This window comes from Providencia sp. AGC89 (assembly GCF_053543535.1).
Window position 1 is genome coordinate 72,962 of the sequence record NZ_JBIXLP010000062.1, and the last position, 25,932, is coordinate 98,893.

Annotated in this window: 22 protein-coding genes; 9 read left to right on the top strand and 13 right to left on the bottom strand. The window is 39.0% G+C overall.

The genetic code is table 11. The features are described from left to right. Nucleotides 1-436: 436 nt before the first annotated feature. The gene (rpsT, locus tag ACIPUA_RS11705) at nt 437-697 is read left to right on the top strand and encodes a 30S ribosomal protein S20 (RefSeq protein ID WP_042846982.1); all 261 of its coding nucleotides are present in this window, start codon (nt 437-439) and stop codon (nt 695-697) included. A gap of 52 nt (nt 698-749) precedes the next feature. Here the strand turns inward: rpsT and nhaR are convergent, their stop codons facing one another. Then, complete coding sequence (gene nhaR, locus ACIPUA_RS11710) at nt 750-1,673, bottom strand: transcriptional activator NhaR (protein WP_048608452.1); 924 nt, start codon at nt 1,671-1,673, stop codon at nt 750-752. A 187-nt stretch (nt 1,674-1,860) separates the two neighbouring features. Then, on the bottom strand, nt 1,861-3,036 hold the full coding sequence (gene nhaA, locus ACIPUA_RS11715; RefSeq protein ID WP_048608421.1) for a Na+/H+ antiporter NhaA: 1,176 nt from the start codon (nt 3,034-3,036) through the stop codon (nt 1,861-1,863). 390 nt (nt 3,037-3,426) lie between these two features. On the opposite strand from nhaA, the gene ACIPUA_RS11720 reads away from it, so the two are divergent. Further along, nucleotides 3,427-4,275: an EamA family transporter gene (locus tag ACIPUA_RS11720; RefSeq protein ID WP_129466869.1), complete on the top strand. Its 849-nt coding sequence runs from the start codon at nt 3,427-3,429 to the stop codon at nt 4,273-4,275. Nucleotides 4,276-4,450: 175 nt separating this feature from the next. Further along, entirely contained in the window at nt 4,451-5,851 is a 1,401-nt protein-coding gene (locus ACIPUA_RS11725; RefSeq protein WP_449059696.1) for an amidohydrolase, read from the top strand. A gap of 70 nt (nt 5,852-5,921) precedes the next feature. Here the strand turns inward: ACIPUA_RS11725 and dnaJ are convergent, their stop codons facing one another. Further along, nucleotides 5,922-7,055 (bottom strand): molecular chaperone DnaJ, encoded by a 1,134-nt coding sequence (gene dnaJ, locus ACIPUA_RS11730; protein ID WP_042846986.1) that lies wholly within the window; start codon nt 7,053-7,055, stop codon nt 5,922-5,924. Between the two features lie 105 nt (nt 7,056-7,160). Next, the gene (dnaK, locus tag ACIPUA_RS11735; protein ID WP_048608428.1) at nt 7,161-9,077 is read right to left on the bottom strand and encodes a molecular chaperone DnaK; all 1,917 of its coding nucleotides are present in this window, start codon (nt 9,075-9,077) and stop codon (nt 7,161-7,163) included. Nucleotides 9,078-9,413: 336 nt separating this feature from the next. Between dnaK and satP the strand changes: the two genes are divergently transcribed. Continuing rightward, nucleotides 9,414-9,980, top strand: a complete 567-nt coding sequence (gene satP, locus ACIPUA_RS11740) for an acetate uptake transporter (protein WP_042846988.1) — start codon at nt 9,414-9,416, stop codon at nt 9,978-9,980. A 94-nt stretch (nt 9,981-10,074) separates the two neighbouring features. On the opposite strand, the gene mog is transcribed toward satP, so the two are convergent. Together mog and tal are read right to left on the bottom strand one after the other, a co-directional pair. Then, complete coding sequence (gene mog / locus ACIPUA_RS11745; protein ID WP_042847030.1) at nt 10,075-10,656, bottom strand: molybdopterin adenylyltransferase; 582 nt, start codon at nt 10,654-10,656, stop codon at nt 10,075-10,077. A gap of 187 nt (nt 10,657-10,843) precedes the next feature. Continuing rightward, entirely contained in the window at nt 10,844-11,797 is a 954-nt protein-coding gene (gene tal / locus ACIPUA_RS11750) for a transaldolase (protein ID WP_042846989.1), read from the bottom strand. Between the two features lie 353 nt (nt 11,798-12,150). Here tal and yaaA point away from each other — a divergent pair, with 353 nt between their 5' ends. Beyond that, nucleotides 12,151-12,927, top strand: coding sequence for a peroxide stress protein YaaA (gene yaaA, locus ACIPUA_RS11755; protein ID WP_048608432.1), 777 nt, complete (start codon nt 12,151-12,153; stop codon nt 12,925-12,927). Nucleotides 12,928-13,114: 187 nt separating this feature from the next. After that, entirely contained in the window at nt 13,115-14,110 is a 996-nt protein-coding gene (locus ACIPUA_RS11760; protein WP_042846991.1) for an aldo/keto reductase, read from the top strand. A 54-nt stretch (nt 14,111-14,164) separates the two neighbouring features. On the opposite strand, the gene ACIPUA_RS11765 is transcribed toward ACIPUA_RS11760, so the two are convergent. The 5 genes from ACIPUA_RS11765 to ACIPUA_RS11785 are packed head-to-tail and all read right to left on the bottom strand — an operon-like array spanning nt 14,165 to nt 20,796. Then, nucleotides 14,165-14,587 (bottom strand): DUF411 domain-containing protein, encoded by a 423-nt coding sequence (locus ACIPUA_RS11765; protein ID WP_042846992.1) that lies wholly within the window; start codon nt 14,585-14,587, stop codon nt 14,165-14,167. Between the two features lie 43 nt (nt 14,588-14,630). Then, nucleotides 14,631-17,768 (bottom strand): efflux RND transporter permease subunit, encoded by a 3,138-nt coding sequence (locus ACIPUA_RS11770; protein ID WP_048608436.1) that lies wholly within the window; start codon nt 17,766-17,768, stop codon nt 14,631-14,633. Nucleotides 17,769-17,771: 3 nt separating this feature from the next. Continuing rightward, nucleotides 17,772-19,040 (bottom strand): efflux RND transporter periplasmic adaptor subunit, encoded by a 1,269-nt coding sequence (locus ACIPUA_RS11775; protein ID WP_042846994.1) that lies wholly within the window; start codon nt 19,038-19,040, stop codon nt 17,772-17,774. A gap of 17 nt (nt 19,041-19,057) precedes the next feature. Next, nucleotides 19,058-19,399: a copper-binding protein gene (locus ACIPUA_RS11780; protein WP_042846995.1), complete on the bottom strand. Its 342-nt coding sequence runs from the start codon at nt 19,397-19,399 to the stop codon at nt 19,058-19,060. A gap of 2 nt (nt 19,400-19,401) precedes the next feature. After that, complete coding sequence (locus tag ACIPUA_RS11785; RefSeq protein WP_048608437.1) at nt 19,402-20,796, bottom strand: efflux transporter outer membrane subunit; 1,395 nt, start codon at nt 20,794-20,796, stop codon at nt 19,402-19,404. A 162-nt stretch (nt 20,797-20,958) separates the two neighbouring features. On the opposite strand from ACIPUA_RS11785, the gene ACIPUA_RS11790 reads away from it, so the two are divergent. The 3 genes from ACIPUA_RS11790 (at nt 20,959) to ACIPUA_RS11800 (ending at nt 23,620) form a co-directional block, all read left to right on the top strand. Next, nucleotides 20,959-21,642 (top strand): heavy metal response regulator transcription factor, encoded by a 684-nt coding sequence (locus tag ACIPUA_RS11790; protein ID WP_048608439.1) that lies wholly within the window; start codon nt 20,959-20,961, stop codon nt 21,640-21,642. Then, on the top strand, nt 21,635-23,023 hold the full coding sequence (locus tag ACIPUA_RS11795; protein WP_166686982.1) for a Cu(+)/Ag(+) sensor histidine kinase: 1,389 nt from the start codon (nt 21,635-21,637) through the stop codon (nt 23,021-23,023). The genes ACIPUA_RS11790 and ACIPUA_RS11795 overlap by 8 nt, the downstream gene beginning before the upstream one ends. 129 nt (nt 23,024-23,152) lie before the next feature. Continuing rightward, a complete protein-coding gene (locus tag ACIPUA_RS11800; RefSeq protein WP_048608443.1) occupies nt 23,153-23,620 on the top strand; it encodes a hypothetical protein in 468 nt (155 codons plus the stop codon). Between the two features lie 81 nt (nt 23,621-23,701). Here ACIPUA_RS11800 and thrC read toward each other — a convergent pair whose 3' ends face one another. Beyond that, entirely contained in the window at nt 23,702-24,997 is a 1,296-nt protein-coding gene (gene thrC / locus ACIPUA_RS11805) for a threonine synthase (protein ID WP_048608444.1), read from the bottom strand. A 3-nt stretch (nt 24,998-25,000) separates the two neighbouring features. Beyond that, nucleotides 25,001-25,930 (bottom strand): homoserine kinase, encoded by a 930-nt coding sequence (gene thrB, locus ACIPUA_RS11810; protein ID WP_048608446.1) that lies wholly within the window; start codon nt 25,928-25,930, stop codon nt 25,001-25,003. Nucleotides 25,931-25,932 lie beyond the last annotated feature (2 nt).

The window sequence follows — 25,932 nt, forward strand, 5'->3', positions numbered from 1 at the left end:
TACCCAAACAGAGCTGTTAGGCACGAATATCAAAAACGTTGGGATAACCAATGGATTATCAATACAACAAATTTGTTCCGAGGTCTCTAAAAATATTAAATTTTTATCGTTTTCTCATCAATGCCTATAGCTAAACATAGATTACGATTAATAAGCAACCAATAACCGGGTAAATTTCATACTACCCACTGATTGATAGGCCAAATTTTTTTTTAGTTTTCATTTTTTTCAAATATCTGCCATCAATTACGCATTTTTTCACGCTAAGATCTGTATTCTTCTCATATTTGCTGATAGAATCTTGCACCATTCACAACGCATTAGCATCGAAGTACACGATGTTTATTTGCACAAATCCATTGACAAATGAAGGGCGAAAGGGCATATTCCTCGACCTTTGAATTGTCCTCAATAGAATACATTTGGGAGTTGGACCTTGGCTAATATCAAATCAGCTAAGAAACGTGCCGTTCAGGCAGAGAAACGTCGCCAGCACAACGCTAGCCGTCGCTCTATGGTACGTACTTTTATCAAGAAAGTTTACCTTGCTATCGCTGCTGGCGATAAAGAAGCTGCTCAGAAAGCATTCAATGACATGCAACCTATTGTTGATCGCCATGCAAGTAAAGGCCTGATCCACAAGAATAAAGCAGCACGTCATAAAGCTAACTTAGTTGCTCAAATTAAAGCAATGTAATTTTGCTTCTTGATTAGCTAAAAAAACCGGCTTTTGCCGGTTTTTTTGTCTGCTAAGCTTTTTTCTCTACGCTATTAAATGGAACCGAGAATAGATCAGAAAAATCTTTATTACAGACACGTTGTACCGCAGGGTGCTGGATCATCCTTTCGGCAAAAATAACATAATACTCTTCTTTTACACTTTCTAAACGCCCTAACTCCACAATATCATCACCACCTAAAAGATCAGGTGTATATTGAGATGGAGCGACAAAAATTGCATTATAATGCATACCAAATGCTTTCATTAATGCAGCATCATCAAACTCACCTAACACTTCCACTTGTAAATTTTTATTCCGTATCCAAGCGAGTATATGCCGACCTAATAGATAGCGCCGTCCCGGTATTAGTAAACGACGTTCTTCTAAACATTCAGGAAAGGGTTTTTTAGGGATAGGCTGACGGCAAAAGAAGCTCATGCTGCACTCCCCGAGTTTTACCGAGAACAAGCCTTCTTGTTGAGATGAGTCAACAGGGCAATCCGATAAAATCATATCGAGCTTATGTTGACTAAGTTGTTCTAATAGCAGCTCATGCGTTGACTCAAAGCAGCGCAAATGAATTTGCTCATGCTCAACAACTGTAGTTTCTAATATTTTACTGACTAACTGTTTTGATAGTGTATCTGCCACTCCTACATCAAACAGTAGGTTAGATTCCCGACTATAATTGACGATATCTAACATTTCTTGGCTAAGCATAAACATTTTGTCTGCATAGCGAAAAATTAATTGCCCAAGCTCGGAAGGAACTAACCCACGCCCCTGCCGCTTAAACAATTTCCCCCCTAAACGCTCTTCTAGTGCTTTTATTTGCCCTGTAATTGTTTGAGGAGTCAGGTAAAGTGCTTCCGCTGCTCCAACTACAGAACCTTCTTTGCATACATGCCAAAAGTAGTAAAGGTGGTTAAAATTAAGATGTGAAACCCGCATATCTATTCCTTTTGCACCGCCAACAGTAATCATCCGCGCTGCTGGTTATACACGTTTACCTGTACCCCATAACTCAGGAGCTTTCATTTAAATGCCGCAGTATATTCACAATATACTGCGGCATATCATAGAGTATTAGCTCGGAAATTCTTACTAATAATTTGAAAAATTATTTCGATAGTATGAACTATACTGACTCTTTTTGCTTCGGTAAGACTACCCTTAACATAAAATAACCTAAGAATGCTGCTAATGTAGAGCCAATTAAGATCCCTAGGCGTGAATAGGTACTATACACCTCATCAAGCCCATCAAATGCGAGACCCGTTATAAAAATAGACATAGTAAAACCGATCCCACATAGAACCGAAACAGCAAAGACTTGCTTTAAGTTAATCGACTCAGGTAATTTTGCAAACCCAAGTTTTACCGAAACCCAACTAAACAGAAAAATCCCAATTGGTTTACCGAGAATAAGCCCCGCAGCGACACCTAATGGCAATGGGCTGAGTAACCCTTCAAAAGTGACGCCTTGTAGCTGAACGCCCGAATTCGCAAAAGCAAATATAGGTAAAATTAGATAGACAACCCATGGGTGTAAAACATGCTCTAATTCTTCAGAAGGCTTAGTCTTATTCGTACCATGTAATGGAATTAAGAAGCCAACAATAACACCCGCTAATGTAGCATGAACACCTGATTTTAATATGCACACCCACAGTATGATACCAATAACCAAATATGCGGCAGTATTCTCAACCCTACGCCAATTCATTACACATAACAAGGCGATACATAATGCTGATAAACCTAAGGCAATCAGAGATACAGAACTTGTATAGAAAAATGCAATAATAACAATGACACCAAGATCATCAATAATGGCTAGTGCTAATAAGAACACTTTTAATTCTGTTGGTACACGCTTTCCTAATAGCGCCATCACTCCCAATGCAAATGCAATATCAGTTGCAGCAGGTATCGCCCAACCTTGTTGAGTAACACTGTCACCGCCATTAAATAAAAGGTAAATTAATGCAGGTGCTAACATTCCTCCAAGTGCTGCAATTGCTGGAAATATGGCTTTATCTCGTCCAGCAAGAGATCCTTCTAATAATTCACGCTTTACTTCAAGGCCGACCACCAAAAAGAAGATCGCCATTAAGAAGTCATTAATCCATAATATCAATGGCTTATCCAAACCAAACTCTGATATTTTAATGGACACGGGGATATCTAAAAATTGCTGATAAGCCCCTTGTAATGGTGAATTAGCCATTACTAAAGCGACTATGGCAGCAATAATCAGAAGTAAGCCCCCTGCTGCTTCTAACCTTAAAAATTTACGAATAATTGCTGTCATATATATAACCCCAGTATTTTTTTGAATGTTAATACTATGCTAATTATTAATTCGTAAAAAATCGTTTATTTATCCATTACCACTCGGAATAGACGATGTTTTAAGGGCGATGATCACGCTAAATGATAAAGAAACGTTAATTTTACTATAGACAATTTTTATAAAAACAAATAATAACTTTTGTTAAAAATAAACTTTATAAATTCAACTTTTATTACAGTACAAAATCTACATTTCTTTATGTCCTGATAAAAGCTTCCTCCTTTCTTTATTCGATTCCTTTCGCAAAAAAGTTAAATGTGGGAGACTGCTAATAAAATAGTTGCCAAGCGCTTCTCAAAAACGATGTGGTTAATTTGCCAATAAAACACTAACGATTACTATTTAACGATGACAACTTACGTACTATTTGCCGTACTTTTCGCTGCTTTTTGCCATGCGACTTGGAATGCCCTAGTTAAATTTGGCAGTGACCGTTTCTTCGGCCTTGTGATGATTTCTTTTTTTTCAGGGGTATTAACCATACCTGCAATACTTTGGCTTGGTTTACCTTCGCCTGAGGCCATCCATTGGCTTGCGTTATCGGTACTGTTTCATATTGGTTATACCTACTTTTTGAGTCAGGCTTATACATACGGCGATCTAGGGCAGATTTACCCAATATCTCGTGGGTCTGCACCTTTAATAACGGCTCTACTTAGTGCTTTATTATTCAATGAGTTAATACCATTAATGGGGTTTATTGGCATCCTATTAATTATAAGTGGTGTTGTCTTAATTGCTTTTGCAGGGAAAAAATTCACCTTAAATATCAATGGGAAGGCGCTCACCTTCGCTTTATGTACCGCTTTTTTTACGGCTTGCTATACCCTATCAGATGGTCATGGTTCTCGATCTAGCGAAGACCCTGTGGTGTATACACTTTGGTTATTTTTATTAAATGGGGTCGTATTAATCGTACCTGGCATCATTAAATACCGTCGTCGTTTATTGAGCGGGGTTCAGCAATATTGGCGTTCAGGGCTATTAGGTGGGTTAATGCAACTTATCAGTTACGGGATTGCAATATGGGCAATGAGCCAAGCACCTATTGTCGTCGTTGCTGCCATTAGAGAAACCAGCGTTCTGTTTGCCATGTTTTTATCGATTGTTTTTCTGAAAGAAAAGTTCAATATGATGCGGGTCATTGCCTGTGTCGTTATTTTATTTGGTGTCTTACTCGCTAAACTCAGCACCTAATATACTAATACACTGATATTACTAATAAAATAACTATTAGTTTTTATAATAGTCTCTGTAAACTATCATTGGTATATCAAAATACCCAGAGTGATTGCAATTAACTTCACTCTCAAACACCCTGAAACGATATATAAAAAACGCAGCTAATTTTTCATTTAGATATGAGGCAATAATGTCATTCTCAAAATCCTTACTAGCACTAACTGTTATCAGCGCTTCTTTCACCAGCTTTGCTGCTACGCCCGCTGATATCATGATTGTTGATGGTACTGTCCTCACTATGGATAATAAAAAACAAGTTATCGACCACGGAACCGTTGTGGTTAAAGACAACAAAATCATAGCTGTTGGGGGGCCTGAGCTAGCAAAAAATTATCAAGCATCAGATGTTCTAAATGTTAATGGTGATATTGTTATGCCTGGGCTAATTAATACCCATACTCACGCCTCTATGACTGTATTTCGCTCTTTAGCCGATGATGTGCCTGACCGCTTACATCGCTATATTTTCCCATTAGAAAGCAAAATGGTATCTCGTGAGATGGTACGTATTGGGGCAAATCTCGCCAATATCGAAATGATTAAAGGTGGTGTTACCACATACGTTGATATGTATTATTTTGAGGATGAAGTCGCTAAAACAGTAGATAAAATTGGTTTAAGGGCGGTACTAGGGGAGTCAGTCATCAAATTCCCTGTGGCTGATGCGAAAAATGCCGATGAAGGCATTGAATATGCCGTTAACTTTATTAACCAATATAAAAATCATCCACGTATTACACCAGCTTTCGCCCCTCATGCTCCCTATACCAATTCAACTGAACATTTGCAGAAAATTGCTAAGTTATCTCAAGAACTGAATGTGCCAGTGATGATCCACCTCGCCGAAACAGACCGTGAACAAGAAGAAATTGCGAAACGCACTGGTGGTAAAAGCCCTGTTCAATACATGGCTGATATTGGCGCATTGAATAATAAAGTTATCGCCGCCCATGCCATTATGGTCGATGAAAAAGACATGGATTTATTAAAGCAATATGATGTAGGTATCGCACATAATATTAGTGCGAATACTAAATCAGCTAAGGGAGTTGCTCCCGTAACAACTATGCTAGAAAAAGGAATTCGGGTAGGTCTAGGGACCGATGGGCCGATGTCGAGCAACACGCTAACCACCTTAAATGAACTCAATTTGGTCGGTAAAATTCACAAACTCGAAAATAAAGATAGAGCTGCTATGCCACCTATTACCGTTGTTGAAATGGCAACAATGGGTTCTGCTCGAGCACTACATATGGAAGATAAATTAGGTTCCCTTGAAGAAGGTAAGTTGGCAGACATTATTGTTATTGATACTAAATCACCAAATATGGTTCCTATGTATAGCCCATATGCTGCTTTAGTGTATGGAGCCAATGGCTCGAATGTTCGCCATACTATTGTTGATGGTAAGCTATTGATGAAAGATCGCCAATTACTGACCGCAAATGAGGGGTCAATTATTGCAGAGGCCCAAGATTTTGCTAACCAAGTACGTAAAACGGTGATTGCTAGCGGAGAAGTTGTTAAATAAGGTATAAAAATGGCTGACTTCACCATATGTAAAGTCAGCCATCCAGCTTGATTTATTATTAACTAATTATTTATTTAGTTAAATCATCAAAGAATTTTTTAACACCATCTAAAAAACTTTTAGAACGAGGGCTATTCTTTTCTCCCCCTTTTCCACCTAACGACTCACCAAACTCTTGCAGTAATGCTTTTTGTTTCTCATTCAGTTTGACTGGTGTTTCGACCACAATGTGGCACATTAAATCACCTTGTAAGCCCCCACGAACGGATTTCACCCCTTTCCCTTTCATGCGGAAAATTTTACCGGTCTGAGTTTCTGCCGGGATTTTTAGTTTCACACGCCCATCAAGAGTTGGGACTTCAATTTCCCCTCCAAGTGCAGCGTCAGCGAAGTTAATAGGCACTTCACAATGCAAGTTATTACCATCACGCTCAAAAATATTATGAGGTAATACATGAACCTGAACGAATAAATCCCCTGATGGCGCCCCATTTTCACCGGCCTCACCTTCGCCAGATAAGCGAACGCGGTCACCTGTATCAACCCCTGCAGGGATTTTTACTGATAAGGTTTTATACCTTTCAACTCGACCATGACCATGACATTTATTGCATGGGTCTTTAATCACTTTACCGCGACCATGACAGGTTGGGCAAGGCTGTTGTACTGAGAAAAAGCCTTGGCGCATATGTACTTGCCCCATCCCATGACAGGTTGAGCAGGTATCTGCACTGGTCCCTGGTTTAGCACCATTTCCATGGCACACATCACAGGTTTCCAGTGTTGGAATACGAATTTCTTTGGTCACTCCACGGACGGCTTCTTCAAGAGTCAGTTCCATGTTGTATTGCAGGTCAGAACCACGGCTTGGGCGTTGCTGTCTGCGGCCGCCTCCAAAAATATCACCGAAGACGTCACCAAAGATATCGCTAAAGTCAGCACCACCGCCGAAACCACCGCCGCCCATTCCACCTTGTTCAAACGCCGCATGGCCATATTGGTCATAAGCCGCACGTTTTTGATCGTCAGATAGAACTTCGTAAGCCTCTTTAATTTCTTTAAATTTGACTTCGGATTCGTCTTTATTCCCCTGATTACGGTCAGGGTGATACTTCATTGCTAAGCGCTTATAAGCCCGCTTAATATCTTTTTCGGAAGCATTTTTCTCGAGGCCTAGAACCTCATAAAAGTCTCTTTTTGCCATTCTCTATTTACCCTTAACATGCGGAACGGGCGTAGAGTTTCCTCGACGCCCGTATCCGGTATCAGTAACTATCATTTGCTACAGCTACTGCGCCCGCTAAGGGCATTATTTTTTGTCTTTGTCGTTAACTTCTTCGAATTCAGCATCAACAACATCATCATCTTTCTTAGCTTCAGCACCAGTTGCATCTGCGCCACCAGCTTGAGCTTGTTGTTGTGCAATTTCTAAAAGTTTCGCAGATGCAGTTACTAAGGCTTGGATTTTCGCTTCAATATCTGCTTTATCTTCACCTTTAGATGCTGCTTCTAACTCAGAAGTTGCTTTTTCGATATTCGCTTTATCTTCCGCTGGGAGTTTATCACCGGCTTCTTCGATTTGTTTACGAGTACCATGCACCAGTTGGTCAGCTTGATTACGAACTTGAACCAACTCTTCAAATTTACGGTCAGATTCAGCGTTCGCTTCTGCGTCACGTACCATTTTTTCGATTTCCTCGTCATTCAGACCAGAGGAAGCTTTAATAGTGATATTTTGCTCACGACCACTGTTTTTATCTTTCGCAGAAACATGCAAGATACCATCAGCATCAATGTCGAAAGTAACTTCAATTTGTGGCATACCACGTGGTGCTGCTTGGATACCATCTAAGTTAAACTGACCCAGTGATTTGTTATCACTTGCACGTTTACGCTCACCTTGCAGAACATGGATAGTTACTGCAGCTTGGTTATCTTCAGCGGTTGAGAATACTTGGCTGTGTTTCGTTGGGATAGTCGTGTTCTTCGAGATTAACGAAGTCATCACACCGCCCATAGTTTCGATACCTAAAGACAGAGGCGTTACGTCAAGTAACAGAACGTCTTTAACATCACCCGCTAAAACACCACCTTGTACTGCTGCACCCATTGCCACTGCTTCGTCTGGGTTCACGTCTTTACGTGGCTCTTTACCGAAGAAATCAGCAACAACTTTTTGTACCATTGGCATACGTGTTTGACCACCAACTAAAATAACGTCGTTGATTTCACTCACGCTTAAACCTGCGTCTTGTAGAGCAACTTTAACTGGCTCCATTGAACGCTTAACTAAATCTTCTACCAGTGACTCTAATTTCGCACGAGTCACTTTGATATTCATATGTTTAGGACCTGTTGCATCCGCAGTAATATACGGCAGGTTAACATCAGTTTGTTGTGCAGAAGACAGCTCAATTTTTGCTTTTTCTGCAGATTCTTTCAGACGTTGCATTGCTAACGGGTCGTTACGCAGGTCAACACCTTGTTCTTTCTTAAATTCTTCAACTAAGTAATTGATTAAACGAGTATCGAAGTCTTCACCACCTAAGTGAGTATCACCGTTGGTTGCCAGTACTTCATATGTTTTTTCGCCATCAACTTCATCGATTTCGATAATTGATAAGTCGAATGTACCACCACCTAAGTCATAAACCGCAATAGTACGGTTACCAACTTCTCTATCTAAACCATAGGCCAGAGCAGCAGCTGTTGGTTCGTTAATGATACGTTTTACTTCTAAACCAGCGATACGACCCGCATCTTTAGTTGCTTGACGTTGTGCATCATTAAAGTATGCAGGAACAGTGATAACAGCTTCTGTTACAGGCTCACCTAAATAGTCTTCTGCTGTTTTCTTCATTTTTTTCAGAACTTCAGCTGAAACTTGTGGTGGAGCCATTTTTTGGCCTTTCACATCTAACCAAGCGTCGCCGTTATCAGCCGCAATAATTTTATATGGCATGATAGAAACGTCGCGTTGAACTTCTTCGTCTTGGAAACGACGACCAATCAAACGTTTGATTGCAAATAAAGTATTTTCAGGGTTAGTCACAGCCTGACGTTTTGCTGGCTGACCAACTAAAATTTCACCATCTTGAGTGTACGCAATGATGGAAGGAGTAGTTCTATCACCTTCGCTGTTCTCCAGAACACGAGCTGTAGTACCATCCATAATTGCAACGCATGAGTTTGTTGTACCCAAGTCGATACCAATAATTTTACCCATCTAAAACGCCTCCAAAGGAATTCTTTTCACTATGATTTCGATATCAATCTATATGTGGCTCAATATTTCATTTTCAAGGGAGTTTTCACTCTGAGCTCAAAATTATTTTTAAATACGCAATAATTCTGATTGATATCCGTCGATGTCTTAAAGATGGGGTCACAAATCCATTCATCAAGGGGGGAATTAAAAAAAATTTGCATTTATTGCAAAAAAACCTGTCTTGTGATCATGGTTTGAGCAATTGAAACTGCGTATGATCCGCCGTTGCTGCTAACCAGGCAGCATTAATCAACTTATATCTACTTGAATTTTATATATTTTACTAGAGGTTATATGCAGCCTAGCTCTCTTGCAAATCCAGGCCCGCTTGGTTTACTCGGCTTTGGTATGACAACCATCCTGCTAAATATCCATAATGCAGGTTTCTTTCCTCTTTCATCTGTTATTTTAAGTATGGGGATTTTCTACGGTGGGCTTGCTCAATTTATTGCTGGACTGATTGAGTATAAAAAAGGCAATACATTTGGTGCAACCGCATTTACCTCCTACGGCATGTTTTGGATTTCATTAGTTGGTTTATTATTTTTACCAACATTAGGGTTAGCCGAAGCAACTTCCCCTGAGTTTTTAGGCGTCTTTCTCGCTATTTGGGGAGTCTTTACCTTTTTTATGTTCTTAGGAACCTTTAAAGCAAACTTAGCACTGCAATTTGTCTTTGGTAGCTTAACGGTTTTATTCGCGCTATTAGCCATTGGAAATATAACAGGCAATGCCACATTACTGAAATTTGCAGGTTTTGAGGGCATTATCTGCGGCGCCAGTGCATTTTACTTAGCTGTTGCTGAGATTTTAAATGAACAATATGGCAAAACAGTATTACCTATAGGGCAGCGCAGTTAATGATAAAGAATAGTTTTTAATTATTTACCTTAAATCGTTTTAATCAGGTGGGGAACACTCACCTGATTACGTTCAATGACACTTCTCACGATAACTATTCTGACCGGATCGCCGATTTAGGCCTAAAAGCTTTGACTATTGCAGGGTCAGTTTCCACATATGGGCCGTCAAGTAATTGAATGCAATATGGAATACTGGCAAAAATCCCAGAGACTAATACATTACCGTCTTTATCTTTTAACCCCTCAAGAGTCTCGGCAATTGCTTTCGGCTGCCCTGGCAAGTTCAAAATTAAAGCTTGATTACGGATCACACCAACTTGGCGGGATAAAATCGCCGTAGGGACAAACTTCAAACTAATTTGGCGCATTTGTTCACCAAACCCGGGCATTTCACGGTCTGAAACCGCAAGAGTTGCATCTGGAGTCACATCACGGCGAGCTGGCCCAGTACCACCTGTTGTTAGAACCAAGTGGCAAGCAAATTCATCCACCAGCTCACACAGTGTTTGCTCAATCATGATTTGCTCATCAGGGATCAGGCGAGTTTCAATACGAAAAGGCGTTGTCAGCGTTTTTGCTAACCACTCTTCTAATGCAGGAATACCTTTATCTTCATAAATACCACTCGAAGCACGATCAGATACTGAAACCAGACCTATGCGCAATTCATTCATATAAACCTCAAAAAATTGATCAATCAGAAGCTGTTTACTCATGGGTAAACAGGCTCTTATCATATCATGATGCGTTTTTTCATACAGCGCCCTCAATTTTATATATTGAAATTGAGAACTAACTCAATGAAAAATTTTCATAAAAAAACCCAGCTCGTAAGCTGGGTTTGAATAGAAAAAGGTAATATTACAGTAAATCTGCAATCATTTTTTCCAGTTTTTCTTGGTCTACCGCAAACTTACGAATACCATCAGACAGTTTATCAACCGCCATTGGGTCTTGGTTATGCTGCCAGTAGAACTCAGCTTCAGTCAGTTTTTCACCTGGCTCTTGAGTTTTACCCGCATCAGTCAGTTTACGAACTAATTCACCTTGTGATTCAGATAACTCTTTCAGTAAGCCCGGAGAGATTGTTAGACGGTCACAACCTGCTAATTCGATGATTTCACCAACATTACGGAAGCTTGCACCCATCACTACTGTTTTATAGCCATGAGCTTTGTAGTAGTTATAGATTTCAGTCACAGAAATCACACCTGGGTCTTCTTGTGGCGCAAATTCTTTTTTATCCGTATTGGCTTTGTACCAGTCAAGGATACGGCCTACAAATGGGGAAATTAGGTAAACCCCCGCTTCCGCACAAGCACGAGCTTGAGCAAAAGAGAATAATAAGGTTAGGTTACAGTTAATGCCTTCTTTTTCTAGTTTCTCCGCAGCACGGATACCTTGCCAAGTTGAAGCGAGTTTAATCAGAATACGGTCATTGCTGATGCCAGCATCGTTGTACATTTTGATTAAATGACGAGCTTTAGCAATACAAGCTTCTTCGTCATAAGAAAGACGCGCATCAACTTCAGTAGAAATACGACCCGGAACTAATTTCAGAATTTCCAGACCGATATTAACTGCCAGTTTGTCACAAGCATCAACAATTTGTTGCTCGCGGTTGCTGCTTTGCTTACGCGCCCACTCTACCGCTTCATCGATTAGTTTGCGGTATTCAGGCATTTGTGCAGCATTTAAGATCAGCGACGGATTAGTTGTCGCATCTTGTGGTTTGTATAGCTTCATCGCTTCGATGTCGCCAGTATCAGCAACAACGGTTGTCAGACTACGTAAGGAGGTTAGTTTATCGGTCATTTCTTTAATCTCGTTGTTATACCCGTCATACTTCAAGCTGTAGTGGTGTTTGCTTACCACCTACCTACAATTTGAATTACTTTGCGTATTATAAAGGAATTGTGGCTATAGCCGCACCGTATACAGATAATATCATGCATCCACATTGCTGCAAGCAAGGAAATCCAGTCAGAAGCAACTATTTGATTGGCAATCGGTTTCGCCCCTTGATATAAAACTGAATCCTTTTAGCTAAACATCATTGATTAAAGAATAACAAAAAACAATATTGGTTTGGCTTATTATATCAATTAGCCATTAAGGATGAATTTTTGCTAAAGTAACGGCTATCATTGTTTAAAAAGGGTCAAGTCATGCTGATTACTATTTCACCTGCAAAAACATTAGACTACGAAAGCCCCCTGGCAACCCAGCAATTCACACAACCCGAGCTATTGGCTGAATCACAGAAACTGATTAATGTATGCCGTAAGCTAACCCCCGCTGATATTGCAAGTTTAATGAAAATTAGTGATAAGCTAGCAGGGCTCAATGCCGCTCGTTTCGCAGAGTGGCATGCTGATTTTACACCTGACAATGCAAGGCAAGCTATTTTAGCGTTTAAAGGTGATGTCTATACTGGCATGCAAGCCGAAAGCTTTTCTCAAGCAGATTTTGAATTTGCCCAATCTCACTTGCGTATTTTATCTGGTCTGTATGGCGTATTAAGGCCTTTAGATTTGATGCAGCCATATCGCTTAGAAATGGGCATTCGTTTAAAAAACACCCGTGGCAAAGATTTGTATGAATTTTGGGGAGACATTATCACCAAACAGCTTAACCAAGCACTTGCAGAGCAAAAAGACCAAGTGCTCGTCAACCTTGCATCCGATGAATATTTTAAATCAGTGAACACTAAAAAACTGGATGGCGAAATCATTAAACCTATTTTTCTTGATGAAAAAAACGGTAAATATAAAGTCATCAGTTTTTATGCAAAGAAAGCTCGTGGTTTAATGAGCCGGTTTATTATCCAAAATAAATTAACGAAAACAGATCAGCTTTCTGATTTTAATTTAGATGGTTATCAATTTGATGAAAGCCAGTCTAAAGGTAATGAGTTAGTCTTTACCCGCTCAGAACAGCCTTAAAACTCAAATTCAGGTATTGCCATAAGGTCAATACCTGATTATTTCAAGATGTTTTATTTTTTCGTACCCCATCACAGTTTAATAATAAAGCCTGCATACTCACAAAAATTCGCATCGATTACTCAGTTTACGGTTTCAGTTTATGACAACATAGGTTAAGTTTTACCCACTATTTTGGAGGTAAAGTATGCCTTATGTTGCATCATCAAAGCGCTATACTGAAATGGAGTATCGTTCATGTGGCCGTAGCGGGTTACGTTTACCAATGATTTCATTAGGGTTATGGCATAATTTCGGCGATAACAAACCTTTTGATAATTGCCAAGCCATGCTTCGGCACGCATTTGACCTTGGGATCACCCATTTTGATCTCGCCAATAATTATGGCCCACCACCCGGTGCTGCGGAAAGCAAATTTGGTCGGATCTTACAACAAGATTTCCTACCTTATCGTGATGAAATGATTATTTCTTCAAAAGCAGGTTATACCATGTGGGATGGCCCTTATGGTGATTGGGGAAGTAAAAAATATCTTATTGCAAGCCTAAATCAAAGTTTGAAACGGATGGGACTTGATTATGTCGATATTTTTTATCATCACCGCCCTGATCCAAACACCCCTTTAGAAGAAACCATGGGGGCTCTTAACCTCATTGTGCGCCAAGGTAAAGCATTATACGTAGGTATATCTAATTACCCTACAGATGTAGCAAAGGAGGCCATCAGTATCCTCAATAAATTAGGTACTCCATGTCTTATCCATCAACCTAAATATTCCATGTTAGAACGCACGCCCGAAGAAGGACTCCTTGATTTACTGGAAGAAGAAGGGGTTGGCTCTATCGCTTATTCACCACTGGCTGGTGGAATTTTAACTGACCGCTATTTAAACGGTATCCCTGCCGATTCACGGGCTGCCGGTAACCCTTCACTACCGCCAGAAAGGCTCACTTCAAGTGTTTTATCTAAAGTCAAACAGTTGAACGAACTTGCGGAAAAAAGAGGTCAAAAACTCAACCAAATGGCCTTAGCATGGCTACTTCGTCATGACCGAATCACCTCGGTATTGATTGGTGCTAGTCGTATTAGCCAAATTGATGATGCTATGGGGATATTGAAAAATCGCGCTTTTACGCAACAGGAACTTAAAACTATTGAATTGATTTTAGAGGATTCAATATAAATTGCTTCTTAAGGCAAGTTGCAGAGTATATCTGCAACTTGATAATAATAAAAACTAACGGTATTCACCATTCGCTTTAAATTGGACGACGGAATATGGCTGGGTTCTGCCATCCGGTTGTTCCATCCCTAAACTGCCAATTGGCATCCCCGGCACCGAAATGCCAACGACATCCGCGGGGAGTGATTCAATAGCGTCAAGACTACTTACAGGGACATGACCAACAATCACTTTCCCTTTATATTTAGCAATATGGCAGCTACGTAAATTATAAGGCACCTTTAATTTATCATTTAACTGGCTTAATTCATCATAACTTATCTCATTAATAACAACATCATAGCCCGCTTTATTAATTGCTTCCCCCCATAACTGGCAGCAGCCACAGTTTGCATCTTTATACAATTGTACGCTTTCTGCTTGCGAAAAAGCCGAAAATGACAGTAATAACATTCCACTTAAAATTAGTTTTTTCATCCAGTTCACCTTTTAAATAATCACTAATAATATTTATAAAAATCTATTTTTTATTGCGCGCCTGACAAATTAGTTTGTATGCAGCAGGAATAATAAATAACGATAATAATGGTGCAGTGATCATTCCTCCAATCATGGGGGCTGCAATCCGACTCATCACTTCAGAGCCAACTCCAGTACCTAATAAAATAGGTAATAAACCTGCTAAAATTACCGCAACCGTCATGGCTTTAGGTCTGACTCTAAGTACTGCACCTTCATATAATGCACTATCTAAATCTTGTTTTGATAACTGGTTAATTCCTTGCACTTTTTCTTTATCTTCAATAGCATGTCTTAAATAAATCAACATAACAACACCGAACTCAGCGGCTACGCCCGCCAATGCAATGAACCCCGTTCCCGTCGCAACGGATAAATTAAAATTCATCCAATAAAGGAACCAAATAGCCCCGACTAAAGCAAAAGGTAGGCTGAGTAAAATAAGTAATGCTTCACTGAAACGCCTAAAAGCTAAATACAACAACACAAAAATGATCATAATAGTTGCGGGTACCATTAGCATAAGCTTTTGGTTAGCTCTTTCTAATAATTCAAATTGCCCTGTAAATGAATAACTCAACCCCGGCTTCATTTGGATGTTATCTTTTATTGCGGCATCAATATCTTTAATAACAGAAACCATATCGCGGTCTCGTGCGTCAATATAAATCCAACTTGTTGGACGTGCATTTTCTGTTTTCAACATAGGTGCCCCCATATTGACAGCCACATCGGCGACATCACTCAGTACAATTTGTTGCTTACTTGGCGTTAAAATCGGTAATAATTTCAATGCGGAAACACTATTTCGATGATCCTGTGGATATCTTAGACTTATGGGATAACGTTCAATACCTTCTACCGTTTCACCAATCATTTCCCCCCCTGTCGCCATCGATATATACACTTGTACATCGCTAATACTCATTCCATAACGGGCGGCTTTTTCTCTATCAATCTTGACATCAATATAGCGGCCACCAACCAACCTTTCTGCTAATACAGAAACAACACCGGGCACAGATTTAGTTACTTTTTCAATTTCTTGCGCTAAAGCATCAATTTCTTGGAGATCTTTACCTGAAACTTTAATCCCGATAGGGCTTTTTACCCCCGTTGAAAGCATATCGATCCGGTTACGAATTGGTGGAACCCATAGGTTTGCAACCCCTGGTAAACGAACTGTTTCATCTAATTCGTCAATGATTTTTTCAAGCGTCATCCCTTCTCGCCACTGTGATTGTGGTTTCAAACGAATTGTCGTTTCAATCATTTCCATAGGAGCGGAGTCTGTTGCCGTCTCAGCTTTACCAACTTTGCCAAATACAGTGTCTACTTCAGGAATGGTTTTTATAAGCTTATCGGTGTTCTGTAATAAAAATGCAGCTTGAGCGGGTGAAACCCCCGGCAATGTTGAAGGCATATATAACAAGTCGCCTTCATTAATTGATGGTAAGAATTCACCGCCTAAATGCTTTAACGGCCATATCACGGTAAATAGTGTTAAAAAACCGATTAATAATGTCGTTTTCGGCCATGCTAAAACCTTAAGCAAAATAGGGCTATACAGTGAGATAAGCCAACGGTTAAGTGGGTTTTTATTTTCATTTGGAATATTACCGCGGATCCAATACCCCATTAAAATGGGGATCACTATTAATGCTAAGGCAGCTGCCCCAGCCATTGCATAGGTTTTTGTAAACGCAAGTGGTCCAAATAACCGTCCTTCTTGCCCTTCTAACGTAAAAATAGGGATAAAAGAAAGAGTGATAATTAATAAACTAATGAATAAGGCAGGCCCAACTTCCACAGCGGAATCAGTTATAAGTTTCCAACGCTGAGCATTATCGAGTATTTTACCTTCATTTTGGTGTTGCCATTTTTCTAATTTTTTATGGGCGTTCTCTATCATCACGATTGCAGCGTCAACCATCGCACCAATCGCAATTGCAATCCCCCCTAACGACATAATATTTGCATTTATTCCTTGATAGCGCATTACAATAAAAGCAATAAATAAACCAAGCGGTAAAGAAATAATAGCCACTAATGCCGAACGAAAGTGCCATAAAAAAACGGCACAGACGAGGGCTACAACAATAAATTCTTCCAGTAATTTATAACTTAAATTATCTATAGCATTATCAATTAATATGCTTCTATCATAGGTTGTGATGATTTCAATACCTTCGGGTAAGCTAGCTTTTAAATCATCAAGTTTTTGTTTTACATCTTGGATAACATCACGTGCATTTTCACCTGAGCGAAGTAAAATTATTCCACCAACAACTTCCCCCTCACCATTCAGCTCCGCGACCCCACGGCGCATCTCAGGGCCTTCTTGTACTCGAGCAACATCTTGTAAATAAATAGGGATGCCACTTTCAGATGTTTTCAGGTAAATTTTATTAAAATCATCCAGTGACTGAAGATAGCCACTAGCTCTAACCATATACTCAGCTTCAGCAATCTCAATTGAAGAGCCCCCAGCTTCTTGGTTAGCCATCTCTACCGATTGTTTTATCTCAGGTAAAGTAATTGAGAACTGGGCAAGCTTCAGAGGGTCAACCACTATTTGGTATGATTTCACCACACCACCAACGGTTGCTACTTCCGAAACATTAGGCAGCGCTTTTAATTCATACTTCAAAAACCAATCTTGTAATGAACGTAATTCAGCTAGATTATGCTTTCCAGTTTTATCGACTAAAGCATATTCAAAAACCCAGCCTACCCCTGTCGCATCTGGTCCAATCGATGCGACTGCCCCTTTAGGTAACTTAGTTTGAACCTGATTTAAATACTCCAAAACCCTTGAACGAGCCCAGTACAAATCAGTATTATCTTCAAAAATAACATAAACATATGAATCACCAAATGCAGAAAAACCTCGTACTGTTTTGGCACCTGGTACAGATAACATCGTGGTAGTTATTGGGTAAGTAACTTGGTTTTCAACTAACTGTGGAGCCTGACCCGGATAGGTCGTTTTAATAATGACTTGAACATCGGATAAGTCAGGCAAGGCATCAACTGGTGTATGGCGAATACTCCAGAGGCCTGCAATAACTAAAAAAACTACCCCCATTAATACCAAGAACCGATTAGCTACTGAGCGTCTTATAATCCATTCCAACATAGTCTACTCCTGAGATTTATGTGATGAATGATTAGATGGTGTGGCTTGCTCAGAAAGTGCTTCCATTCGTGCTAATGCACCAGCAATATTGGCTTCAGAATCAATAAGGAAAATACCTTGAGTCACTATAGGCTCTCCAACTTGTAAACCTTCAGATATGGCTGTCATTTGTTGAGATTCCTTGATGACCCGAACTTTTTTCGGGATAAACTCACCGTCTTTCCCTACCGCAATCACATGTTGTTCTTTACCTGAATCCACTATCGCCTGAGAAGGAATTAATAGACTTTCTTTATCTTCAGCGACTAAATTTAAATAAGCAGTCATCCCAGGTTTTAATAAATTTTCTCCATTTGTAATTTCTGCACGAATATTAATAGTCCGGCTAGCCGCATCAGCACTCGGTAATATCAACCAGTTATTTACTTTAAATTGGTGATTAGGATAAGCAGGAATAGCAACAGAAAATTGAACCTCTTTATTCAACAATTCTGCTGTTGATTGTGAAATAGATGCATTCAACCATAATGGAGTTGTTCCTTGAATTTGAGCAATAACTCCTTCTTTTGTCACATTCATTCCAAGGCGTAGGTTTAGTGCTGTAATCACCCCTGAAATAGGCGCTTTGATGATAAAACGAGTTTGAACTTTGCTACTTTTAATAAATTGAGCAATTGAATTTTCTGGCATGCCATTTAAACGTAGGCGTTCAAGCACGCTATTAAGATCTGTTTGTGGAACGCCCATCTGCTTCAAGGCGAGATATTCACTTTGAGCTTCGACCCATGCAGGGATGGTTAACTCAGCGATAGCTTCTCCTTTTTGGATCTGCTCGCCCACCGTAAATGGATAAACTTTTTCGACAAAACCACTTTCCCGTGCTTGTACGATGGCAAATTGGTGGTCATTAAATACAATTTCAGCAGGAAATGTTAAGTCATAGTTTAATTTTCCCCATTTCACAGCCACTGTTTTTACACCTAAATTTTGCGTTTGTGTTGGGTTAATAGTGACCCCTTTACTATCTGCTGAAGCTAAATTCTCATCCGCATATTTAGGTACTAAGTCCATATCCATAAAAGGAGACTTACCCGGCTGCTCAAATTTAGTATTTGGGTACATCGGGTCATACCAATATAAAACGGTGCGCTCTTGTTTTTCAGTTTCCTGTACCAGTTTTTCATCTACAAAGAAATAACGGTAAAATAAAATTGAAATCGCACTCGATAAAATAACCACAAGCAGTAATTTGGCCAGGTTGACTAATGACATAACATCTCTCTATCTATTTAATTTATCTTTTCGATTGATTTCAATATGGAAAGGTTGCCTTTTTGAGAAAAAGAAAACGTTAGTTCATCATTCTCTTGTAAACCTTTAATCATATTTTCATCTTCATAGGTAAAACGCATAGTCATTGGTGGCCAACCAATACTTTCAATTGCTTGGTGGTTAATTGTTAGTTTTTTATTCGCTTTATCAATCGCAATTAACTTACCTTCTGTGTTAATAACCGGCTCAGCAACTTTTTCTGGGTAAACAGAATGATCGTGCTCCGCTGTATTTGCGTAACCTATCGTTGTGAACATCCCTATCGAAAGGGCAAAAATAACTTTATTCAAATTTTTCATATTTACGATCCTATTTGTCCGCCACCTAATGCAGAGAATAAATTCACTTCATTTTTCTGCTGCTCTATTTTCAACATCAATAAATTCTGTTGTTCTGTAAATAAAATTCTTTGTGATTCAAGAACATCTAAATAGCTTAAACTGCCATATTGGTAACTAGCTTGTTTTTGAGCCAATACATGTTCTAACGTTTTGACATACTGCTTTTGAGAGAATATTTGTTTTTCTAAACTAGATTTAATCACCAACGCATCTTTCACTTCACGAAAAGCCACTTGGATATTTTTCTCGTAATTAACAATTGCTTTATTTTTGCGAATAGTCGCTAGCTCTAAATTTCGGCTATTTGTACCACCAGTAAAAATAGGGAGTGTAATTTTAGGAATAAAATTCCAAATACCATTCGAGGAATCAAATAGTCCCGACAAAGAGTCATTACTATTCTCAATGCCAGTATTGAAAGAAATAGAAGGGAAGAATGCCGCTCTTGCTACACCAATATTCGCATTTTCTGAAATAATATTTTGCTCTGCCGCCATAATATCAGGCCTTTTTAATAACATTTCAGAAGGTATATTTGAGGGGGTTATAATAAGTGGATACTTTGGCTCATAGCTCGTTGAGGCTATTTTTATTTTCTCAGCGTAATCATGCGTCAAGAAATTGACTAAGTTTTCATTTCTTACTATTTCACTATTAATTTTTTCTATACTAATTTCAATGGATTGAACTTGCCCTTTCGCTTGCTCTAAATCTGATAGTGTCGCATTTCCTGCTGCAACTTTTTGCCTCACAATAGATTGGCTGTTGAGATAACTGTTTTTTGTTTCTTGAGCAATTAATAAAAGTTGTTGGTTGTATACCACATCTAAATATGCGTCAGCGACAGCCTTAATCGTTAAAATTTGTGTAGCTCGGCTCATTTCTTTAGAAGAAAGGAATTTTGCTTTATCAGCTTCTGATAAATTCTTAATACGACCAAAAAAATCGAGCTCATAACTAATATCAATACCCGCACTGTATTTTTTATTCAGAGATGAATCAGAATTCAGTGACTGGTTATAATCACCACTCGCTGATGAGCTAATTTGTGGGTACTTTTCAGCCTGAGACAAGCCAAAACGAACACGAGCTTCTTCCACATCTAATGCGGCAAGATAAAGGTCACTGTTCTTTTCAAGGGCTGTCTGTATCACCCTTTTCATTTGCGGGTCTTGAATAAATGCTTGCCAGCTAGGTATAGAAAATGTCGATTCCCTTGTTCTGCTAGCGGCCGTTAAATCAGAATGTAATTGTTCTGGTACATTAGACTTTGGGCGCTGATATTCAGGAGCGAGAGAGACGCACCCTGTTAAAATTAGAGCATGAGCTATCAGTAATATTTTTGGTGAAAACATGGTATAGCCACGCCCCTAGTAATTAAAATTATTGCTATGGTAAAAAACACCTCCTGTTAGATTCATGACATGAAAATGACAAATTTGTCATTTTACATTTGTTGGTTTCAATGCTTAGAATAAAGCTGGATAAAATAGCTCCAACTCAGCTTTGAGGTACTTGTGAAATTACTTATTGTAGAAGATGAACATAAAACCAGAGAATATTTATCAAAAGGCTTAACTGAATCTGGTTTTATTGTCGATGCGATAGAAAATGGTATTACGGGGCTTCATATGGCAACAACAGAAGAGTATGACCTCATCATCCTTGATGTCATGTTGCCTGATATTAACGGTTGGGAAATAGCGAAAAACCTACGTACTATTGGCAAAAACACTCCTATATTAATGTTAACTGCATTAGGTAATGTTGAGCATCGAGTGAAAGGCCTTGAACTTGGCGCTGACGATTATCTTGTAAAACCTTTCGATTTTTCTGAATTACTTGCTCGTGTTAGAACTCTTTTACGTCGAGGAAATAATAATATTCAAAAAACTCAATTTTCTATTGCTGATTTGCATGTTGATTTAATTAAAAGACGAGTCACTCGGTCTAATGAAAAAATTAATTTAACGAGTAAAGAATTTGCTTTGCTTGAGCTTTTTGTTCTACATCAAGGCGAAGTGCTATCACGCTCTTTAATTGCATCAAAAGTATGGGACATGAATTTTGATAGCGACACCAATGTTATTGATGTCGCGATTAAGCGTTTAAGATCAAAAATCGATCATAATTACGAACCGAAACTGATCCATACCATTAGGGGTATGGGGTATTTACTTGAGATCCCAGAAAATGAATAAGCTATTTCGCTCCCCGATCTCTATTTCTGCTCGGCTTATTTTCTTGATCAGCATCACCCTTTCCCTTGCATTGTTATTATTTAGCTGGCTTATGATCAACTCTGTCGTTTTGCATTTTAAACAGCAAGATGAATATACACTCAACCAAATTAATTTAACGATCCACAGTTTATTAAACGAAAATGCTGGCTCACAAGATGAGCAATATACACTGATCAGAACTATTATTAATGAACATCAAGATATTGTGGTTTATTTGAGTGACAATAATGGAAAGGTATTAACATCACCGAATGCAACAACAGAACTTATTTCCCACTTAAAAAATTATGACCCTAACAAAAGCAATAAAGACCTCTACCTTAAAAATTACCGCCTGTCAGAAAGCTATATTCAAATCAGTGGCCCTTCAGAAGCAAAAAAATATCGGCTAGTAACAGCTTTATCCTTAAATTTCCATCATGATTACCTTAATTCACTAATAAATAATTTAATTATCAGTGCGGTTTTGCTATGTTTTTTAACCGTTTCTATTGTTTATTTTCTTGTTATCAAAGGGTTGAAACCACTTAAAGATGTCAGTGATGAAATAAAAAATGTCACCTCAGAGAATTTAAGTATTCGCTTAGACCCAACCGCTGTCCCTAAAGAACTAAAACAATTAACTATTTCATTTAACCAAATGTTGGTTAAAATTGAAGATGTTTTTGTCAGGCAAACCAATTTTTCAGCGGATATAGCTCATGAAATGCGCACTCCTATCACTAATTTAATGACTGAAACACAAATATCTTTAAATAAAAATCGAACAAAGGAAGAATTAGTCGAGGTGCTTTATTCAAACTTGGAAGAATATAATCGACTATCACGGATGATCTCAGACATGTTATTTCTGGCGCAAGCCGATGATAACCGATTGATCCCAGAGAAAAAACAGATCAATCTTAAGGAGGAAATAACTTTAATTCTTGATTACTTTGAGTTTTTAGCAGAAGACAATGAAATTCAATTAAAACTTATTGGTGAAGCAAACCCTATTTTTGCAGATAAAAACATGCTTCGTCGAGCAATTACCAATTTAATTTCGAATGGCATCCGCTATACGCCAAAAGGTGATTCCGTCAGTATAAATTTGGCAAATGTCAAAGGTGGAATTGAGATTATCATTAGTAACCCAGGTAAAAAAATCCCTGAAGAACATCTCCCTAAGTTATTTGATCGCTTTTATCGGGTGGATAAATCAAGGCAAAGAAAAAATGAGGGAAGTGGAATTGGTTTAGCGATTGTGAAATCAATTATACTTGCACATAAAGGATCTATTCAGATTGCTTCAGATGAGTATTCTACCCGTTTTACAATTTTCCTTCCTAATAATATATAAAATTTCTCATTTAGAGTTAAAAAAGAAAAATGGCAGATTTGTCATTTTTCTGTCAGGTATTAGACAGAAATAAACCCTTATTATAACCATATAGAAAGTTATTCTGTTTTATTTTAATAAGGATTTATCATGAAAAAAGTTATTTTGACTTTAGGGCTTATCGTTGTCACTGCTAATATGGCTTACGCAAAACCTGAAAATAATATACATAAAAATGCGGCAACGGCGCTTTCATTTACTGAGAATAGCACATCTGCATCGACTCAAAAGGCGATTAATAACCACCTTAATCAAGCTGGAATTAATACAAAAAAAGCCATTAACCAAGGATTAAGTTTTTCTGAATTAGATAGCCATGCTAAAGCGGCTGTTGCCCTTAGTTTTACTAAAAACAATACGTCACCAACAATGAGGCAAGCAATTTTAAATCACAAAAGCCAATCTAAAGATTTTCAACAATCAAAGCCTTTGAGCTCAACATTATTTACCGATATGAATGAACATGAGAAGGCAATTACTATGCTGAAGTTTAATAAAAATAGTTCCTCAGCGAGTATTCAAAATGAAATTAACCGTCATTTAGAGCAGCTCAATTAATAGATTAAATTTAATTGTTCATTCACTTGAATAAATAACGGAGGCCAGAGCCTCCGTTATTTATTAATATGCTATTTACTCTTATTGCTTAGGTGCTAATTTCATCAAGAATGTACGCAACTCTGCAAAATCAGAAGGTAAGAAATGCGATAACAGCGGAAGTTCAGCACGCTCAGCAAGCTCTTTTGGTAAAGGGATCTGTTTACCTAAGATTTCCTCGACACTTTCTTTAAACTTAGCTGGGTGAGCCGTTCCTAAAAATAGTCCGTATTCCCCTTGTTGTAGCTGATCACGTAAAACACGATAAGCAACAGCAGCATGTGGTTCTGATAGATAACCTTTTTTATCCAATTCACGTACGGTTTCTTTTGTCACATCATCATTAACCGTGCCATAACCAAGATCTTTCAGTGACCAGCCTTTACGGCGGAATAATTCCTCAATGCGTGGCCAGTTATTTGGTTGGCTAACATCCATAGCGTTCGACAAAGTAGCTACGGTTTGATGTGGTTTCCACTCGCCTTCAACAAGATAGCGTGGGACAGTATCATTCACGTTAGTCGCTGCAATAAAACGCTTAACAGGTAACCCCATTGATTTAGCTAATAAACCTGCGGTTAGATCCCCAAAGTTACCACTTGGTACAGAGATCACGAGTTGATCACGTTTTTCAGCTGGGATCTGTGCAACGGCTTCAAAATAATAACAAATCTGAGCCAGTAAGCGGCTAATATTGATCGAGTTAGCTGAGTTAAGGTATAGGGCCTTTTTCAGTGCTTCATCATCAAATGATTGTTTGACTAATGCTTGGCAAGCATCGAAATCATCTTTGATAGCAACGGTATGAATATTGTCACCCAGTGTACAGAATAGCTTTTCTTGTAACGGGCTGATTTTCCCTTCTGGGTATAAAATAACAACCTGCACATTTTTTAAACGATAAAATGCATGTGCAACTGCTGCCCCTGTATCACCGGAGGTTGCCGTTAAGATAGTAACTGGTTGGTCACCTGCGACTTGCCCTAAAGCTTGAGCCATAAAACGCCCACCAAAGTCTTTAAATGCTAGCGTAGGGCCGTGATAAAGCTCTAAAGTCGCGATATCTTCCTCAACCTTAGACACTGGTGCAGGGAAGGCAAATGCGGCTTTCACGCGTGCAGCTAATTCTTCTTGAGGAATTTCATCACCAATAAAGGCATTTAAAATACGGCTACTACGTGTCACGAAATCTAATTTTAATAGTTCTTCAATTTCGCTTGCACTAAACTCTGGCAGGTCTTGCGGAAAAAATAAGCCTTGTTGTTTACCAAGCCCCTGCTTAACTGCCTGTGCAAAACTTACTTGTTCGTTATTATCTTTTAAATTATACAGTTTCATTATTTACCCTATTGTCCTTGCCCCTGCGAGATCCAAACGGCAGATATGCACAAAGCCTTCATCATTCTGAATATAATGTTGTTGCAAGTAATCCGCCATATTTTCAGCGATTTGTTTATCATCGCAAATGGCAAACAGTGTCGGCCCCGAACCGGAAATACCACATGCTAACGCACCAATTTCTTTGGCATTTTTACGTGCCTCTGCAAACCCTGGCAGTAGCTGAGTGCGATAAGGCTCAGCCACGACATCTTGGATCATTGTTGCAGCAAGTAATGGTTGGTTAGTATGGCATGCATGGATAAAACCAGATAAATACCGGCCATGATTTACAATGTCATGGCGTGGGTAGCTATCAGGGAGAATAGCACGCGCTTCTGCTGTCGATACTTTAATTCCCGGATACGCCATTACCCAATACCAGTTTTCAAATGCAGGCACAGGTTGGGAAATAATGCCATTTTGTTCGATGATCAACTGTAGCCCACCTAAGAAACAAGGCGCTACATTATCGTAATGCACGCTACCAGAAATTCGCCCTTCTAATTCGCCCATCATGCCTAATAATTGCGTATCATCAAATGGCTTGTCCGCAAACTCATTTAATGCCATTAACGCGGCAACCACGGAACATGCACTTGAACCAAGACCAGAACCTATTGGCATATTTTTTTCAAGGGTCATTGCAACATTCAACTGTTTGCCAAGGCGTTCACAAAACAGCTGCCAACATTGGTAGACAATATTGTGTTCGTTCTTTTTCGGTAACTTAGCAACGAATTTACCTTTGTTCGTTAGCGAGAAAGTATCCGCAGCTTCAACGGTGACACAATCACCTAATAATGAGCCATCCGCAGGGGAGACCGCCGCTCCAAGGACATCAAACCCAACGCTAACATTACCTATTGAAGCTGGTGCATAAACTTTAATCACTT

Bases quoted from the DNA above. Each gene is read 5' to 3' on its own strand.
- nhaR (WP_048608452.1), bottom strand. From the start codon at position 1,673: ATGCGGGTTTCACATCTTAATTTTAACCACCTTTACTACTTTTGGCAT.
- nhaA (WP_048608421.1), bottom strand. From the start codon at position 3,036: ATGACAGCAATTATTCGTAAATTTTTAAGGTTAGAAGCAGCAGGGGGC.
- ACIPUA_RS11720 (WP_129466869.1), top strand. From the start codon at position 3,427: ATGACAACTTACGTACTATTTGCCGTACTTTTCGCTGCTTTTTGCCAT.
- ACIPUA_RS11725 (WP_449059696.1), top strand. From the start codon at position 4,451: ATGTCATTCTCAAAATCCTTACTAGCACTAACTGTTATCAGCGCTTCT.
- dnaJ (WP_042846986.1), bottom strand. From the start codon at position 7,055: ATGGCAAAAAGAGACTTTTATGAGGTTCTAGGCCTCGAGAAAAATGCT.
- dnaK (WP_048608428.1), bottom strand. From the start codon at position 9,077: ATGGGTAAAATTATTGGTATCGACTTGGGTACAACAAACTCATGCGTT.
- satP (WP_042846988.1), top strand. From the start codon at position 9,414: ATGCAGCCTAGCTCTCTTGCAAATCCAGGCCCGCTTGGTTTACTCGGC.
- mog (WP_042847030.1), bottom strand. From the start codon at position 10,656: ATGAATGAATTGCGCATAGGTCTGGTTTCAGTATCTGATCGTGCTTCG.
- tal (WP_042846989.1), bottom strand. From the start codon at position 11,797: ATGACCGATAAACTAACCTCCTTACGTAGTCTGACAACCGTTGTTGCT.
- yaaA (WP_048608432.1), top strand. From the start codon at position 12,151: ATGCTGATTACTATTTCACCTGCAAAAACATTAGACTACGAAAGCCCC.
- ACIPUA_RS11760 (WP_042846991.1), top strand. From the start codon at position 13,115: ATGCCTTATGTTGCATCATCAAAGCGCTATACTGAAATGGAGTATCGT.
- ACIPUA_RS11765 (WP_042846992.1), bottom strand. From the start codon at position 14,587: ATGAAAAAACTAATTTTAAGTGGAATGTTATTACTGTCATTTTCGGCT.
- ACIPUA_RS11770 (WP_048608436.1), bottom strand. From the start codon at position 17,768: ATGTTGGAATGGATTATAAGACGCTCAGTAGCTAATCGGTTCTTGGTA.
- ACIPUA_RS11775 (WP_042846994.1), bottom strand. From the start codon at position 19,040: ATGTCATTAGTCAACCTGGCCAAATTACTGCTTGTGGTTATTTTATCG.
- ACIPUA_RS11780 (WP_042846995.1), bottom strand. From the start codon at position 19,399: ATGAAAAATTTGAATAAAGTTATTTTTGCCCTTTCGATAGGGATGTTC.
- ACIPUA_RS11785 (WP_048608437.1), bottom strand. From the start codon at position 20,796: ATGTTTTCACCAAAAATATTACTGATAGCTCATGCTCTAATTTTAACA.
- ACIPUA_RS11795 (WP_166686982.1), top strand. From the start codon at position 21,635: ATGAATAAGCTATTTCGCTCCCCGATCTCTATTTCTGCTCGGCTTATT.
- ACIPUA_RS11800 (WP_048608443.1), top strand. From the start codon at position 23,153: ATGAAAAAAGTTATTTTGACTTTAGGGCTTATCGTTGTCACTGCTAAT.
- thrC (WP_048608444.1), bottom strand. From the start codon at position 24,997: ATGAAACTGTATAATTTAAAAGATAATAACGAACAAGTAAGTTTTGCA.